Origin of the sequence: Caballeronia sp. PC1, from assembly GCF_021353155.1 — a bacterium.
In the GTDB taxonomy this organism is placed as follows: domain Bacteria; phylum Pseudomonadota; class Gammaproteobacteria; order Burkholderiales; family Burkholderiaceae; genus Caballeronia; species Caballeronia cordobensis.
In genome coordinates this window covers 1,545,869-1,561,647 of the sequence record NZ_JAJUBH010000002.1, presented here as the reverse complement: position 1 = coordinate 1,561,647, position 15,779 = coordinate 1,545,869, and the positions used below count along the sequence as shown (strand labels likewise).

At 62.1% G+C, this 15,779-nt stretch carries 13 protein-coding genes; 11 read left to right on the top strand and 2 right to left on the bottom strand.

The genetic code is table 11. From position 1 onward, the window contains the following. Positions 1–13: 13 nt before the first annotated feature. The 10 genes from LY284_RS23185 to LY284_RS23140 all read left to right on the top strand — a co-directional run bounded on the left by LY284_RS23185 (position 14) and on the right by LY284_RS23140 (position 11,532). Positions 14–295 carry a hypothetical protein gene (locus tag LY284_RS23185; protein ID WP_233388096.1) on the top strand — a complete coding sequence of 94 codons (282 nt, stop codon included), beginning with the start codon at positions 14–16 and terminating at the stop codon, positions 293–295. 127 nt (positions 296–422) lie between these two features. After that, positions 423–1,394, top strand: coding sequence for a dipeptidase (locus LY284_RS23180; RefSeq protein WP_014251500.1), 972 nt, complete (start codon positions 423–425; stop codon positions 1,392–1,394). Positions 1,395–1,430: 36 nt separating this feature from the next. Then, positions 1,431–1,961, top strand: coding sequence for a DUF5943 domain-containing protein (locus LY284_RS23175; protein WP_014251499.1), 531 nt, complete (start codon positions 1,431–1,433; stop codon positions 1,959–1,961). Positions 1,962–1,990: 29 nt separating this feature from the next. Further along, a complete protein-coding gene (locus LY284_RS23170; protein ID WP_014251498.1) occupies positions 1,991–4,054 on the top strand; it encodes an NADH:flavin oxidoreductase in 2,064 nt (687 codons plus the stop codon). Positions 4,055–4,068: 14 nt separating this feature from the next. Beyond that, positions 4,069–5,985: a (Fe-S)-binding protein gene (locus tag LY284_RS23165; protein ID WP_053569677.1), complete on the top strand. Its 1,917-nt coding sequence runs from the start codon at positions 4,069–4,071 to the stop codon at positions 5,983–5,985. A gap of 4 nt (positions 5,986–5,989) precedes the next feature. Beyond that, on the top strand, positions 5,990–7,153 hold the full coding sequence (locus LY284_RS23160) for an electron transfer flavoprotein subunit alpha/FixB family protein (RefSeq protein ID WP_233388095.1): 1,164 nt from the start codon (positions 5,990–5,992) through the stop codon (positions 7,151–7,153). Next, positions 7,150–7,908, top strand: a complete 759-nt coding sequence (locus LY284_RS23155) for an electron transfer flavoprotein subunit beta/FixA family protein (RefSeq protein WP_233388094.1) — start codon at positions 7,150–7,152, stop codon at positions 7,906–7,908. The genes LY284_RS23160 and LY284_RS23155 overlap by 4 nt, the downstream gene beginning before the upstream one ends. Positions 7,909–8,004: 96 nt before the next feature. Further along, on the top strand, positions 8,005–9,303 hold the full coding sequence (locus tag LY284_RS23150; RefSeq protein ID WP_014251494.1) for an SRPBCC family protein: 1,299 nt from the start codon (positions 8,005–8,007) through the stop codon (positions 9,301–9,303). Between the two features lie 23 nt (positions 9,304–9,326). Further along, positions 9,327–10,559 (top strand): FAD-binding oxidoreductase, encoded by a 1,233-nt coding sequence (locus LY284_RS23145; protein ID WP_375294279.1) that lies wholly within the window; start codon positions 9,327–9,329, stop codon positions 10,557–10,559. Between the two features lie 118 nt (positions 10,560–10,677). Further along, a complete protein-coding gene (locus LY284_RS23140) occupies positions 10,678–11,532 on the top strand; it encodes a glycine betaine ABC transporter substrate-binding protein (RefSeq protein ID WP_233388093.1) in 855 nt (284 codons plus the stop codon). Between the two features lie 681 nt (positions 11,533–12,213). Here LY284_RS23140 and purU read toward each other — a convergent pair. Together purU and LY284_RS23130 are read right to left on the bottom strand one after the other, a co-directional pair. Then, positions 12,214–13,089, bottom strand: a complete 876-nt coding sequence (gene purU / locus LY284_RS23135; RefSeq protein ID WP_233388092.1) for a formyltetrahydrofolate deformylase — start codon at positions 13,087–13,089, stop codon at positions 12,214–12,216. 118 nt (positions 13,090–13,207) lie between these two features. Continuing rightward, positions 13,208–14,119 carry a choline sulfate utilization transcriptional regulator gene (locus LY284_RS23130; protein WP_233388091.1) on the bottom strand — a complete coding sequence of 304 codons (912 nt, stop codon included), beginning with the start codon at positions 14,117–14,119 and terminating at the stop codon, positions 13,208–13,210. Between the two features lie 107 nt (positions 14,120–14,226). Between LY284_RS23130 and betC the strand changes: the two genes are divergently transcribed. Next, positions 14,227–15,762 (top strand): choline-sulfatase, encoded by a 1,536-nt coding sequence (betC, locus tag LY284_RS23125; protein ID WP_233388090.1) that lies wholly within the window; start codon positions 14,227–14,229, stop codon positions 15,760–15,762. Positions 15,763–15,779: the final 17 nt, after the last annotated feature.

The following is a 15,779-nucleotide window of genomic DNA, read 5'->3' as shown; positions in this document are numbered from 1 at the left end:
TGGAATCTATTGATTGGCGCCGTTCGACGCGGCGCTTTGCCACTTTTCTAATTTTGATTTCGAGTGCAACTACCATGCCATCAGGCTAAACCCTGAGCTTGGCGAGGCGCCGCTCGTGCTCGCTGCGCCCGCGCACCGGCGAGGAGCCAGACGTCATAAGGATCGCACCGCGATAGCGCACGATCGTTCCGGCGCAGTGCAGCACGATGCGCGAAAAAATCAACTACACCGAATCGCAATTCGCCACTTGTCGAAAACAGACGCGCATGTCGGAAAAGGTAAAGAACACGTCTGAATTCGTAAATTGACCGGCAGGGCGAACGACAAGAATAGACCCATCGACGAAGGCATCGATCGGGCGACGGAAAAAGCCCTCAAGCCTGCGTTTCTCCCCTCTACCCGGCAACACGGAGCACACACAGATGAGCACCCTGCACGACAACAGCATCATCATCGACGGACTGAATATCTCGAAGTTCGAGCGCTCCGTGTTCGAGGACATGAGAAAGGGCAACGTGACCGCGGTGAACTGCACGGTCTCGGTATGGGAAGACTTCCAGAAGACCATCGACAACATCGCGGAGATGAAACAGCAAATCCGCGAATACAGCGAAATTCTCACGCTCGTGCGCACCACGGATGACATTCTGCGCGCGAAGAAGGAAAACAAGACCGGCATTATCTTCGGCTTCCAGAACTCGTATGCGTTCGAGGACAACCTCGGCTATATCGAAGTGTTCAAGGAGCTCGGCGTGAACGTGGTGCAGCTTTGCTACAACACGCAGAACCTGGTCGGCACCGGCTGCTATGAACCGGACGGCGGTCTCTCGGGTTATGGCAAGGAAGTGATCCACGAGATGAACCGCGTGGGCATCGTGGTCGATCTCTCGCACGTCGGCGCAAAGACGTCTTCCGATGCCATCGCCTGCTCGAAGAAGCCCGTCACGTATTCGCACTGCTGTCCCTCAGGTCTCAAGGATCATCCGCGCAACAAGTCCGATGACCAGCTGCGCGAAATCGCCGACGCCAACGGTTTCGTCGGCGTGACGATGTTCTCGCCGTTCCTGAAGAAAGGCCCGGACGCGACCGTCGACGATTATCTCGAAGCGATCGATTACGTGATCAACGTGATCGGCGAAGACAAGGTCGGCATCGGCACCGACTTCACGCAAGGCTATAGCACCGAATTCTTCGACTGGATCACGCACGACAAGGGCCGTTATCGCCGTCTGACGAATTTCGGCAAGGTGGTGAACCCGGAAGGCATTCGCACGATCGGCGAATTCCCGAACCTCACGGCCGCCATGGAAAAGGCCGGCTGGAGTGAAACGCGTATCAAGAAAGTGATGGGCGAAAACTGGATGCGCTACTTCGGCGAAGTCTGGAACGTCTGAATCTGAGAGCCACGACAAATACAAAGGAACCCCGCAATGCAACCGCAACTGCCTATCGACGTCGATCCGCAAACCGGCGTATGGACCACCGACGCGCTGCCGATGCTGTACGTGCCTCGTCATTTCTTCACCAACAATCACGTCGCCGTCGAGGAAGCGCTCGGTCTCGAGACGTATGCCGAGATTCTTTACAAGGCCGGCTACAAGTCCGCGTATCACTGGTGCGACAAGGAAGCCGAGAAGCACGGCATCAGCGGCATGGCGACGTTCGAACATTACCTGAAGCGTCTGTCGCAACGCGGCTGGGGTCTGTTCGACATCGTCGAAGCCGACCCGGAGACGTCGCATGCGCGCATTCATCTGCGTAACTCGTCGTTCGTGCTTCAGCAGCCGGGCAAGCAAGGCAAGCTCTGCTACATGTTCGCGGGCTGGTTCGCCGGCGCGATGGACTGGGTGAACGACACCGCGCCCGAAGGCGCGAAGAAGGGCCCGCGCTCGAAGTCGATCGAGACGCAATGCGCTGCTGAAGGCCACGCTCATTGCGTATTTGAAGTATCGCCGCTGTAAGCAAAGACACCATTCCGAGGTCGATCGCAATGCGTTACCCGAACCTTTTCAAGCCTCTTCAGCTCAACAAGCTCACGTTGCGCAACCGCATCGTCAGCACCGCGCATGCGGAGGTCTATGCCGAACCGGGCGGCCTGCCCGGCGACCGCTATATCCGTTACTACGAGGAAAAGGCGAAGGGCGGCGTGGGCCTCGCCGTGTGCGGCGGTTCGAGTCCCGTTTCGATCGACAGCCCGCAAGGCTGGTGGAAGTCGGTGAATCTTTCGACCGATAAGGTCATCGATCCTCTCGCTCGTCTCGCCGAAGCCATGCATCGTCATGGCGCGTTCATCATGATCCAGGCCACGCACATGGGCCGCCGTTCCGCTTGGCACGGCGAGCACTGGCCGCATCTGATGTCGCCCTCCGGCGTGCGCGAGCCGGTGCATCGCGGCAACGCGAAGATCATCGAAGTGGAAGAGATCAAGCGCATCATCGAGGATTTCGCTGCGGCCGCGAAGCGCGTGAAGGATGCGGGCATGGACGGCATCGAAATCTCGGCCGCGCACCAGCATCTGATCGATCAGTTCTGGAGCCCGCGCACGAACTTCCGCACCGACGAATGGGGCGGCTCGCTTGAAAACCGCCTGCGCTTCGGCACGGAAGTATTGAAGGCCGTGCGTGAAGCCGTGGGCGCGGACTTCTGCGTCGGCCTGCGCATGTGCGGCGACGAGTTCCATGAAGACGGACTCTCGCACGAGAACCTCAAGGAAATCGCGCAGGCGATGAGCGAAACGGGTCTCATCGATTACATCGGCGTGATCGGTTCCGGCGCGGATACGCACAACACGCTCGCCAACTGCATGCCGCCGATGGCGCTGCCGCCCGAGCCGTTCGTGCATCTCGCGGCGGGCATCAAGACAGTGACGAAGCTGCCGATCATGCATGCGCAAAGCATTCGCGATGCAGGTCAGGCAGAACGTCTGCTCGCCAACGGCATGGTCGATCTCGTGGGCATGACGCGCGCGCAGATCGCCGATCCGCACATGGTCATCAAGATTCGCGATGGCCGCGAGGACGAGATCAAGCAGTGCGTCGGCGCGAACTATTGCATCGACCGCCAGTACAACGGGCTCGACGTGCTCTGCGTGCAAAACGCGGCGACTTCGCGTGAAGAGACGATGCCGCATGTCATCGAAAAGACGCGCGGGCCGAAGCGCAAGGTCGTCGTGGTCGGCGCGGGCCCCGCGGGTCTGGAAGCGGCGCGCGTCGCACGTTCGCGCGGTCATGACGTCGTGCTGTTCGAGAAGAACGACTACGTCGGCGGCCAGATCATGCTCGCCGCGAAAGCGCCGCAGCGCGAGCAGATGGCCGGCATCGTGCGCTGGTTCGACATGGAAACCAAGCGCCTCGGCGTCGATCGCCGTCTCGGTGTCGCGGCCGACGACAAGATGATCATGGCGGAGAAGCCGGATATCGTCGTGCTCGCGACGGGCGGCTCGTCGTTCACGGATCAGGTGCCCGCATGGGGCGTCGAGCAAGGTCTGGCGGTGAGCTCGTGGGACATTCTCTCGGGCAAGGTCGAGCCGGGCAAGAACGTGCTCGTGTACGACGGCGTGAGCACGCATGCGGGCGCGGGCGTCGCGGACTTCATCGCGTCGCGCGGCAATAACGTGGAGATCGTCACGCCGGACGTGAAGGTTGCGGACGACACCGGCGGCACCACGTTCCCGATCTTCTATCGGCGTCTCTATGCGCAGGGCGTGATTCATACTCCTAACTATTGGCTCGACAAGGTCTACGAGGAAGACGGCAAGAAGATCGCCGTGATCCGCAACGAGTACACGGAAGAGCAGGAAGAGCGCGCGGTCGATCAGGTCGTGATCGAAAACGGCATCACGCCCAATGACGCGCTCTACTGGAAGCTCAAGCCCGAGTCGCTCAATCGCGGACAGATCGACATGCACACGCTCTTCGCATCGCAGCCGCAGCCCTCGTTGAGCGAAGAGCTCGGCAACGGCCGCTTCCTGCTGTTCCGCGTCGGCGACTGTATCTCGATGCACAACATCCACAGCGCAATCTACGATTCGCTGCGCCTCTGCAAAGACTTCTGACGAGGTATTCGACGATGAACCCCGTGTTTGTCATCACCGCGCTGCTGTGGCTTTCGATGGCGGGCCTCGCGTTCGCCTTGCTCAAGCGAGCGGCATACTGGCGCGAAGGCCGCGCGACGACGGCCGGCGCGTATGGCTGGGCGAATCTGCTCACCATCCCGAAGCGCTATTTCGTCGATCTGCATCATGTCGTGGCGCGCGACCCGTACATCGCGAAGACGCACGTCGCGACGGCGGGCGGCGCGATCCTCGCGATGGCGCTCGTTTTCATCAACTACGGTCTCGCGATTTATTCGGTCTGGCTCGACCGCGCGATCTTCCTGGCGGCGATCATCATGTTCGTCGGCGCGATGTTCGTGTACAAGCGCCGCCGCGCGAAGGACGTGCCCGCGCGCCTCTCGCACGGGCCGTGGGACAGCCTGCCGCTTTTGCTTGGCTCGTTCGCCGCGGGTCTCGCGTTGTTCACACTGTTGCCGGCTTCGTGGATGTCCGGTTCGCTCGCGGTCATCATCGCGTTGCTGATCGCGGCGGGTGCGTACACGATGACGTTCGGCGCGGCGCAAGGCGGCCCGATGAAGCACGCGATGGCGGGTTTGCTGCATCTCGCGTTTCATCCGCGTCAGGAGCGCTTTCATGCGAAGACGCAGCACGAACATGAGGCCGTGCCGCCCACGGCGCTCAAGAAGCCCGTGCTCGATGCGAAGGAATATGGCGTCGGCAAGCCGGTCGAGTTTCGCTGGAATCAACTGCTGAGCTTCGACGCCTGCGTGCAGTGCGGCAAGTGCGAAGCGGCGTGTCCCGCGTTCGCATCCGGCCAGCCGTTGAATCCGAAGAAGCTGATCCAGGATCTCGTCGTCGGCATGGTGGGCGGTTCGGACTCGCAATACGCGGGCAGCCCGACGCCCGGCATTCCGGTCGGCAAGCATTCGGGCGGACCGGCCAAGCCGCTTATCTCGCAGATGATCGAAGCCGACACGATCTGGTCCTGCACCACCTGCCGCGCCTGCGTGCAGGAGTGCCCGATGCTGATCGAGCACGTCGATGCGATCGTCGATATGCGGCGCAATCAGACGCTGGTCGAAGGCGATGTGCCGGGCAAAGGCCCGATCACGCTCGCGAATCTGCGCGAGACGGGCAGCCAGAACGGTTACGACATCGGTGCGCGTTACGACTGGTCGGTGGATCTGCAAGTGCAGGTCGCGCAGCCGGGACGTCCGGTGGATGTGCTGCTGATCGCGGGCGAAGGCGCGTTCGACATGCGTTACCAGCGCACGCTGCGCGCATTGGCGAAGGTCATGAACAAGGCGGGCGTCGATTACGCGGTGCTCGGCGGCGTGGAGACGGACACGGGCGACACCGCGCGGCGTCTGGGCGATGAAGCCACGTTCCAGCAATGCGCGTCGAAGCTGATGAACACGTTGTCGCAGTATCAGTTCCGCCGCATCGTCACGGCCGATCCGCACGTGCTGCATAGCCTGCGTAACGAATATCGCGCGCTCGGCGGTTATTACGAAGTGCAGCATCACACCGCGTTCATGGCCGAGCTCGTCGCGACCGGCAAGCTCACGCCGAAGGCCGCCGCCGTGCTCGCCGACAAGAAGATCACGTATCACGATCCGTGCTATCTCGGGCGTTACAACGGCGAAACGGAAGCACCGCGCAAGCTCTTGAAGACCATCGGCATCAAGGTCGTCGAGATGGAGCGTCACGGTATGCGTGCACGCTGCTGCGGCGGTGGCGGCGGCGCGCCGCTCACCGATATTCCCGGCAAGCAGCGCATTCCCGATATCCGCATCGCCGATGCGAAATCGATCGGCGCGGAAGTGGTCGCGGTGGGCTGCCCGCAATGCACCGCGATGCTCGAAGGCGTGGTCGGTCCTCGTCCCGAAGTGCTCGACGTGGCGGAACTCGTCGCAGCGGCATTGGAGTGAAGCGATGAACAACGACATCAAACGAATCGATCCGCGCCGTCCCTTCATCATCACGGCGGATGGGCTCAAGCGCATCACGCTCGGCGAGATCGGCAACGGCGTCGTGGTGAATTTCACGCACGGCGGCCACAAGGAAGCGACGAAACCGCGCCGCACGACGAAGCCCGCGACGCGCGCGCTGCTCGTCGCGGCGCATACGGATCGCGGCGCGCTCGACGATCACGCGCGCCAGGCGCTCGCCGCCGCCGCATTGCTCGCGGACGATCAGACGGAAGTCGTGCTGATCGCGTTCGGCGAGTTCAAGGACGATGCCGCCGCGCTCGGTGCGGATCGCTATATCGAACTGCCTGCGTTCGACCGCCGCAACTTCGCGCCGGACGAAGAAGTCCGCGCGCTGACGGCCTGCGTGGCCGCCTTCACGCCCGCGCATGTCTTCATGCCGGACAACGCGACGGGCGACGGCGATCTCGGCCGGCGTTACGCCGCGCGCGCCGATGCATCGGTCGCAACGCACGTCGTCGAGCTGGATGCGGCGCGTGTCGCGTCGTATGCGCATGCGGGGCGCGCGGTCGCATCGCGTGCCTTGCCTGATGTCGTGCTGCTCGCGCCGAACGCCGTCGATGCGAAGCTGCCGTTCGTCGGCGCGGGCGAATCGGTGAAGGCGGAAAGCATCGTGCCCGCACCGAAAGCCAGTGCATATGTCGATCTCGGCATCGAAGAGATGGACGCGGCGCAAGTGGCGCTGGAAGAGGCGGATTTCATTGTGTCGGCGGGCAACGGCGTGTCCGATATCGCCGCGTTCGAAGCGCTCGCGGGCACGCTGGGCGCCGCGATCGGCGCAAGCCGCGTGGCGGTGGACGACGGCAAGTTCACGCGCGACAAGCAGATCGGCGCGACGGGCAAGACTGTCGAGGCGAGCGTCTATATCGCGTTCGGCATCTCGGGCGCCGTGCAGCACTTGCAGGGCATCAAGGATTGCCGTCACGTGATTGCCGTGAATCTCGACGCCAGCGCGCCCATCGCGAAGCGCGCGAATCTCACCATCGTCGCGGACACGCAAGAGACCATCAAGGCGCTGACCGATGCCGCAGCCGCCGCGCGTGCGGCGCGTGCGAGCGGCGCATCGATCGTGCAGACGGCGCGCGTCGTCGAAGGAGTGGCAGCATGAAGATCGCCGTATTGGTTTCCACGGGACGTCACCCGGTCAGCGGCGTCGCGCGCTATAGCCGCAACGATGCGGCGGCGCTGACGATCGCCATCGACATCGCGAAGAAACACGGCGCGCAACTCGACGTGCTGCATGCGGGCGATCCGGCGAATCCGGCGCTCGCGGAATATCTCGCGCTCGGCGCGCCGAAAGTCGAAGTGCTCAACACGCAGGGCGACGCAAGCGCGGCGCTCGCGCAACGGCTCGCGGGCTACGACCTCGTGATGACCGGCACGCGCGCGGAAGGCGCGTTCGACAGCGGCACGCTGCCTTACAAGCTCGCCGATGCGTTGAACGTGCCGCTCGTCGGCGCGGCCGTCGATGTGAGTGTGACGAAAGAGGGCGTCGAAGTGCGCCAGTTCATGCCTAAGGGTTTGCGCCGACGCGTGCGCGCGCCGCTGCCCGCGCTCGTTGCCGTGCATCCGCTCGCCAATGCTGCGCCGCGCTACGCCTATGCGCGCATGCGCGAAGGCCATGTCGCGCCGGTTGCGGCGAATGCGCCCGCCGACAAGGACCGCACGCTCTGGAGCGTCGGTCCGGTCACGGCCAAGCCGAAGAAACTCGCTGCGCCTGAGAAGCGTTCCGGACACTCGCGCATGCTCGGTGCGACGACCACGGAAAGCCGCGGCGGCAGCGTCGTAATTGAAGGGAGTTCCGTCGAAAAAGCACAAGTGATTCTGGCGTATTTGCGCGAGCATCAACTCGTCGATTATTGATTTCCGACGCAGTCCCGAACCCACATACAGAAAGCAGCAGCCCGCGTTCAAAGGTGTTTGGCGGGGCACCAGACGTGACGCACAACGGAGCACACGATGAAAGTTTCGGCAGACGTTCGCGCTTTGATCGAACGCCGCAAAAAGGGCCACACGCTCGAGGCGCCGTTCTACACGAGCGACGAAATTCACGCGCTCGACCTCGATGCCATTTTCCGCAAGACGTGGATTCAGGTCGCGATCGAACCGGACATTCCCGAGCCGGGCGATTACACGACGGTCGAGATCGGCAGCGACTCGATCCTGATCGTGCGCGACGACGACATGGAAATCCGCGCCTTCTACAACGTGTGCCGGCATCGCGGCGCGCGCCTGTGCAATCAGGAGAAGGGCTCGCTCGGCAATATCGTGTGCCCGTACCATAGCTGGACGTACAACCTGTCCGGCGAGCTGATGTTCGCGGAGCATATGGGCGATCAGTTCGACCGCTGCAAGCACAGTCTGAAGAAAGTGCACGTGCAGAATCTCGCCGGCCTGATCTTCATCTGTCTCGCCGACGAACCGCCCGCCGATTTCGCCGTGATGCGCGAAGCGATGGAGCCGTATCTCGCGCCGCATGGCCTGAAGGACACGAAGATCGCGGCGAGCATTGATATCGTCGAGAAGGGCAACTGGAAGCTCACGATGGAGAACAATCGCGAGTGCTATCACTGCGTCGCGAATCATCCGGAGCTGACCATTTCGCTCTATGAGTACGGCTTCGGCTATCAGCGCTCGCCCGCCAACGAAGAAGGCATGGCCGCGTTCGAGAAGACCGTCGAAGAGCGTACGAAGCAATGGGAAGCGATGTGCCTGCCGTCCGCCGAAATCGAGCGTTTGAGCGATCTCGTGACGGGCTTTCGCACGCAGCGTCTGCCGCTCGACCGCGACGGCGAATCGCAGACGCTCGACGCGAAGGTCGCATCGAAGAAGCTGCTCGGCGGCTTCGAGCAGGCGGACCTGGGCGGCCTCTCGTTCTGGACGCAGCCGAACTCGTGGCATCACTTCATGAGCGATCACATCGTGACGTTCTGCGTGCTTCCGCTCGCATCGGGCGAAACGCTCGTGCGCACGAAGTGGCTCGTGCACAAGGATGCGCGCGAGGGCATCGACTACGAAGTCGATAACCTCACGGCCGTGTGGCGCGCGACGAACGATCAGGACCGCACGCTCGTCGAGTATTCGCAGCTCGGCGTCGCGAGCAACGCCTACCAGCCGGGCCCGTATTCGCCGTTCACGGAAGGACTGGTCGAGAAATTCTGCGAGTGGTACATCGGGCGTCTTGCCGATTACGCGGATACGCCCGAGCACGGCGTGGATGCGTCGCACGGCGAGAAAGTCGTTTCCTTCATGCGCTAAAGCCGCCGTAGCAGGAGCAGAACATGATGCGCGATCAGGCCACGTTCGAGCCGACCTCAAGCCGTGTCACCCAGCCGCAATTCTGGGGGACGCTGCCCAAGCGCTGGGATTGCGACACGGACGAAACACTCGTCTGCTGTCACGTGCGGCAGGAAACGCACGACGTTAAAAGTTTCTTCTTCAAAGCGCCCGGCGAACGGACGTTCTCGTTCCAGCCGGGGCAGTTCATCACGCTGGAACTCGAGATCGACGGCGAGCAGATCAACCGCTGCTACACGATCTCGTCGGCGCCGACGCGTCCGCACACGATCTCCATTACGGTGAAGCGCGTGCCGGGCGGCCCGGTCTCGAACTGGCTGCACGACAACATGGTCGCGGGCGCGACCGTGCGCGTGCTCGGGCCGTCGGGCGAGTTCACCTGCGCGCAGCATCCGGCGCGCAAGTATCTGTTCTTGTCGGCGGGGTCGGGCATCACGCCGCTCATGTCGATGAGCCGCGCGCATCACGAACTCGGCGACGATGCCGATATCGTCTTCGTGCATAGCGCCCGCACGCCGGACGACATCATCTTCGCGCGCGAACTGGATCTGATCGCGTCGAACCACAGGAACTTCCGCACTTCGTTCGTCTGCGAGCGCGTGGGCGCACGCACGAACTGGCCGGGCGTGACGGGCTTTCTGACGCTGCCGCTTCTGAAGCTGATCGCGCCGGACTTTCTCGAGCGTGAAGTCTTTACGTGCGGTCCCGCGCCGTACATGAAGGCGGTGCGCGATCTGCTCGACGAAGGCGGTTTCGATCGCAAGCAGTATCACGAAGAGAGTTTTTCGTTTGGCGTCGTGGAGGAGGTGGCGGCGGAACTCGCCACCGCGCATGTCGCCGACGCAATTGTCACGCAAACCGATTTCGTCGAGGCGCGTGAGGAGGCGGTTGGCTTCGCGCCCGCGCCCGCCCCCGAACCTGCGATCGAGCCCGTGGCGGAGCCGGCAATCGAAACGAAGTTCAAGGTGAACTTCGCGAAGAGCCGGCGCGACATTGAATGCGGCAGCCGCGAGCATGTGCTGGATGCGGCCAAGAAGGCGGGCGTTCGTTTGCCTTCGTCGTGCACGCAGGGCATGTGTGGAACGTGCAAGGTGAAGCTCGTTTCGGGCGAAGTGAGCATGAAGCATGCGGGCGGCATTCGGCAGCGGGAGATCGATCAGGGCATGGTGCTGCTGTGTTGCAGCAAGCCGTTGAGCGATCTCGTCGTCGATAAGTGAGCTTGCGCCTCGGGCGCGTCGCTTACTGACAACTGTGTGTCGGAAAAGCGCGTTACGAGGCAATTCTGGCTGGTGATTCTGTTCGCTACACGGCGTGGGGCCGCTAAGGGGAAACCAAATGAAACCGATGAGAAGAGCGCTCGTGCTCGGGGCGATGTCTGCTGCATTGACCGCGAGTTTTGTGGCGAATGCCGCTGACAAGCCGACCATCAAGATCGGTTACGTGGAAGGCTGGGACGATAGCGTGGCGACGTCGAACGTTGCCGCGCGCGTCATCGAAAAGAAGCTGGGTTATCCGGTGCAGCTCGTGCCGGTCGCGGCGGGCGTGATGTGGCAGGGCGTCGCGCGCGGCGATCTGGATGCGACGCTGTCCGCGTGGCTGCCGGTCACGCATGGCGCGTACTGGAATAACTTCAAGTCGAAGGTCGTGAATCTCGGGCCGAACTTTCAGGACGCGAAGATCGGGCTGATCGTGCCTGAGTATGCGAACGTGTCGAGCCTGTCGGATCTCGAGGCGAAGAAGGCGGAATTCGATTCGCGCATCGTTGGTATCGATGCTGGCGCGGGTGTGATGCAGAAGACGAGCGAGGCTATCAAGGCCTATAACCTCGACTATAAGCTGCTGCCGAGTTCGGGTTCTGCGATGACGGCGGAACTGGCGCGTTCCGAAGCGGCCAATAAGCCGATTATCGTGACCGGCTGGAAACCGCATTGGATGTTCGCGAAGTACAAGCTCAAGTTTTTGGATGACCCCAAGAAGGTGTTTGGCGAGTCGGAGCACGTGGATAACATCGTGAATCCCGAGCTCGAGAAGAAGGCACCGCCGGTGGTGGCGTTTCTCAAGAAGTTTCAGTGGAAACCGGGTGAGATCGATAGTGTGATGCTCGCGACGCAGAATGGGGAGAAGCCGCAGGCTGCGGCGGATGCCTGGATTGCCGCTCATGGGGATCGGGTGGAGGCTTGGACTAAGTAAGGTTTTTTTTGCGTTGGGCAACGCTGGGCACCGTGAGGGGTTTTCTTCTTTGCGGTGCTTTTTTTTGTTCGTGGAACTTGCTTTCGTGTTGGTTTATTAGCACTGCCCCTCCCCGGGGCGGGGGTAACTTTCTTTGCTGCTGCAAAGAAAGTCACCAAAGAAAGCAGCTCTTCAGGCCCGCGGTCACACGCAGTTTGGCCACTCTTCTCCTCCAAGGCGGCACTCGCCTAAGTGTCGCCCCCGAAGGACTAACCGGGCTTGGATCGCGCACGGTCTGACAAACCATAACTTTGAGCGCACTGGTGCAGCACAAAATGGTTTCGGCACAGCGCTACGCGCTGCCGTTGGGTATGCAGGGGAAAACATCGTTGCGCACGTGCATGCGATTGACCGGTCGGCCGCGAAGCGGGCCGGAACTTGAAATGGCTGTACCAGTTTGTTGAGCGGCGCGATGTGACGGATCGTGCGCGATCCAAGCCCTGCGAGTTTTGTGGGGGCACTCGCTACTCTGGGGGCCATTCGGCCAATCGCCTGTGCCGCGGCCGGCATGAAGTGCTTAGGCTGGGGAAAGCTGCTTTCTTTGCCTACTTTCTTTGCAGCAGCAAAGAAAGTAGGTGCCGCCCCGCACAGGGGCAGAGCTAATTGACCAACACGAAACCGGGATCCGGCGATAAAAAAAACCTACCGCAAAACCACAGTCCTCTCCCCATTAATAAAAACCCGCCTCTCGACAAAAGCCTTAACCGCCCGCGCAAGCGTAATGCACTCCACATCCCGCCCAGTCGCCAACAACCGATCCGGACTATAAGAATGGTCGACGCGCTCGACCTCCTGCTCGATGATAGGCCCTTCATCGAGATCATCAGTCACGAAATGCGCAGTGGCGCCAATAAGCTTGACCCCCCGCGTATGCGCCTGATGATAAGGCTTCGCCCCCTTGAACCCCGGCAAGAACGAATGATGAATATTGATCGCCCGCCCCGCGAGCTTGCGGCTCGTTTCACCCGAAAGAATCTGCATATACCGCGCAAGCACCATCAACTCCGCGCCGGACGTATCGAACAAATCGAGCAAACGCGCTTCCTGCTGCGGTTTGGTATCGGCGGTAATCGGCAGATGATGAAACGGCAATCCATGCTGCTCGGCCAGCGGCGCGAAATCCGTATGATTCGATCCGATCCCGACGATATCCATCTTCAACTCGCCCATGCGCCAGCGGAACAGCAAATCGGCTAGACAGTGCTCCAGCTTCGACACCATGATGAGCACCTTCGGCCGCACGGCGAGATCGTGCATCGCCCAGGTCATCGAGAAACGCGCCGCGATAGCCTCGAATTCGCGCTTCAATGTCGCCAGATCGAGCGCTCGCTCGACAGAAGCACCGTGGAACACGCAACGAACAAAGAAACGGCCGGAGAGATCGTCATCGAAGACGGTGAATTCGTCGATATAACCGTGGTGCCGCTCCAGAAAACCGACGATGGCGGCGACCTGCCCCGCCGCGCTCGGGCACGAAACGGTAAGCACCAGTTGATCAAAGCGGGAATCGGCGGCCATGCGTGCTCCACATTCGAATGGTTGCAGCGCCGCGAAATGCAGCGAGCGTACGCGCTAGTAGAGCAAACCAGCCGCGCTCCGGATAGAAGCGAACCGCCGTGCCAATAGTACGAAAGCGTCAGCCGACGACGTCGCATTCCTCCAGCAGCCAGTCGCTGAACGCGCGCACAGCGGCCGACGCCTCGCGCGGCGTGACGAGCACGTAGCCGCGATCGGTGACGAGCGGCGCATCGCAGAGCGCGACGAGCTGCCCCGTCGCGATCAGTTCATCGACGAGCGGCGCCCAGCCAAGCGCAACGCCTTGTCCCATCACCGCCGCGTGCGCGACGAGCGCGTAGCTGTTGAAGGTGAAACCACCATGCGTGGGCGGCGCGGCGAGGCCGTGCGCCTCGAACCATCCGCTCCAGGAAAGCCAGCGCTCCGGAAACGTGGGTTCGAGATGCAGCAGCGGCAGCGTGAGGAGATCCGCGGGCGAAACGGGCGTCTGCCTGCCCGCGACGAGCGCGGGGCTGCACACCGGCATCACGCGTTCGGGCAGCAGCTTCACGGCGGTTTTCGCGCCCCAGTCGGCGCGCGAGTCGCCGAATACGATGAGCACGTCGGCATGATCTCCCGATGTGCTCGGCAGGCTCTGCGACGTGATGATCTTGACATCGACATCGGGCATCAACGCCTTGAATTGCTGCAGGCGCGGCATCAGCCAGTAAGTGGCGAAGCCGAAATCGGTCGATAGCGTGAGCGTGCGCTGCGCGTGTCGCGAGCGGATATCGGCGGTGGCCGCGCGGATCACGTCGAGGCCCTGACGCACCGCATCGAAAAGACGCGCGCCGTCCTCCGTGAGCGTGACGCCGCGATGCCCGCGCTCGAATAGCGCCGCGCCCAGCGATTCCTCCAGTTGCACGACGCGCTGGCTCACGGCGGGCTGCGTCGACCCAAGCTCGCGCGCGGCGGCGGTGAAGCTCGCAAGACGCGCGGCGGATTCGAACATCAACAACGCCTGCATTGGCGGCAGACGGTCCGGCCGCGGCATAACGCCCCCTTATGAACGCATAACGATTTGCTGTCTTCACAGACGCGATTTGAACGGCAATAGTGACGTTCAACGCCAATCAATGATTCTATGCGAGGCACGCTTTCATGCTTGAGACGAAACAAAATATCCTTGTGCTGATGGCCGATCAGCTCACGCCCTTCGCACTCTCCGCATACGGCAACCGCGTGACGAAGACGCCGCGTATCGATGCGCTCGCGCGCGAAGGCGTCGTGTTCGAATCCGCGTATTGCGCGAGCCCGTTATGCGCGCCCTCGCGATTCTCCCTGCTCGCGGGCAAGCTGCCTTCGAATATCGGCGCGTACGACAATGCCGCCGAATTCCCATCGGAAACGCTCACCTTCGCGCACTATCTGCGTGCCGAAGGTTATCGCACGATTCTCTCGGGAAAGATGCATTTCTGCGGCGCGGACCAATTGCACGGTTTCGAGGAACGGCTCACGACCGACATCTATCCCGCCGATTTCGGCTGGACGCCCGACTGGCAGAACTTCGACGCGCGCCCGACGTGGTATCACAACATGAGTTCCGTGATCGACGCCGGTCCGTGCGTGCGCACGAATCAGCTCGACTTCGACGACGAAGTGACGTTCACGACGCGTCAAAAGCTCTTCGATATCGCGCGCGAGCGTCATGCGGGCAAGGACGCGCGGCCGTTCATGATGGTCGCGTCGCTGACACATCCGCACGACCCGTATGCGATTCCGCGCAAGTACTGGGACATGTATCGCGATGACGATATCGACATGCCTTCGTATCGCGATTCGCTGGAAGCATGCGATCCGCATTCGAAGCGCCTGCGCCACGTGTATGAAGCGGACCGCACGCCGCCGACCGAGCGGCAGATTCGCAACGCGCGGCGCGCGTATTACGGCGCGGTGTCCTACGTCGACGATCAGTTCGCGTCGATTCTCGAAGCGCTCGAACAGGCGGGCCTCGCCGACGATATGATCATCGTCGTCACGTCGGATCACGGTGAAATGCTCGGCGAGCGCGGACTCTGGTACAAGATGACGTTCTTCGAAGGCGGCTGCCGCGTGCCGCTGATCGTGCATGCGCCGAAGCGGTTTCGCGCGCATCGCGTGCCTGATTCCGTCTCGCATCTCGACGTGCTGCCGACGCTCGTCGAATTCGCGCGCGGAGAAGCGCCGCAAGCGTGGCCCGATAGCATCGACGGGCAAAGCCTCATGCCGCATCTCGACGAATCGGGCGGCCATGACGAAGCGATCGGCGAATATCTCGCGGAAGGCGCGATTGCGCCCATTGTGATGATCCGGCGCGGGCGCTTCAAGTTCATCCACACGAGCGTCGATCCCGATCAGCTTTACGACGTCGAGGCCGATCCGTTCGAACGCGAGAACCTCGCGGGCGATGAGCGTCACGCCGCGCGGGTCGCCGAATTCCGCGCGGAAGTCGAGAAGCGCTGGAATCTCGACGCGCTGCATCGCGACGTGCTCACGAGTCAGCAGCGCCGCCATTTCCACTTCGCCGCGACGACGCGGGGCACGATTCAATCGTGGGACTGGCAGCCGCATGTCGATGCGAGCCAGCGCTATATGCGCAATCACATCGATCTGGACGATCTCGAAGCGATGGCGCGTTTTCCCGCCGTCGAGCACTGAGGCGCGCTTCGCACTAT

Coding starts and splice junctions, on each gene's coding strand:
- LY284_RS23150 (WP_014251494.1), top strand. CDS start 8,005: ATGAAAGTTTCGGCAGACGTTCGCGCTTTGATCGAACGCCGCAAAAAG.
- purU (WP_233388092.1), bottom strand. CDS start 13,089: ATGGCCGCCGATTCCCGCTTTGATCAACTGGTGCTTACCGTTTCGTGC.
- LY284_RS23180 (WP_014251500.1), top strand. CDS start 423: ATGAGCACCCTGCACGACAACAGCATCATCATCGACGGACTGAATATC.
- betC (WP_233388090.1), top strand. CDS start 14,227: ATGCTTGAGACGAAACAAAATATCCTTGTGCTGATGGCCGATCAGCTC.
- LY284_RS23145 (WP_375294279.1), top strand. CDS start 9,327: ATGATGCGCGATCAGGCCACGTTCGAGCCGACCTCAAGCCGTGTCACC.
- LY284_RS23165 (WP_053569677.1), top strand. CDS start 4,069: ATGAACCCCGTGTTTGTCATCACCGCGCTGCTGTGGCTTTCGATGGCG.
- LY284_RS23170 (WP_014251498.1), top strand. CDS start 1,991: ATGCGTTACCCGAACCTTTTCAAGCCTCTTCAGCTCAACAAGCTCACG.
- LY284_RS23160 (WP_233388095.1), top strand. CDS start 5,990: ATGAACAACGACATCAAACGAATCGATCCGCGCCGTCCCTTCATCATC.
- LY284_RS23140 (WP_233388093.1), top strand. CDS start 10,678: ATGAAACCGATGAGAAGAGCGCTCGTGCTCGGGGCGATGTCTGCTGCA.
- LY284_RS23130 (WP_233388091.1), bottom strand. CDS start 14,119: ATGCCGCGGCCGGACCGTCTGCCGCCAATGCAGGCGTTGTTGATGTTC.
- LY284_RS23155 (WP_233388094.1), top strand. CDS start 7,150: ATGAAGATCGCCGTATTGGTTTCCACGGGACGTCACCCGGTCAGCGGC.
- LY284_RS23175 (WP_014251499.1), top strand. CDS start 1,431: ATGCAACCGCAACTGCCTATCGACGTCGATCCGCAAACCGGCGTATGG.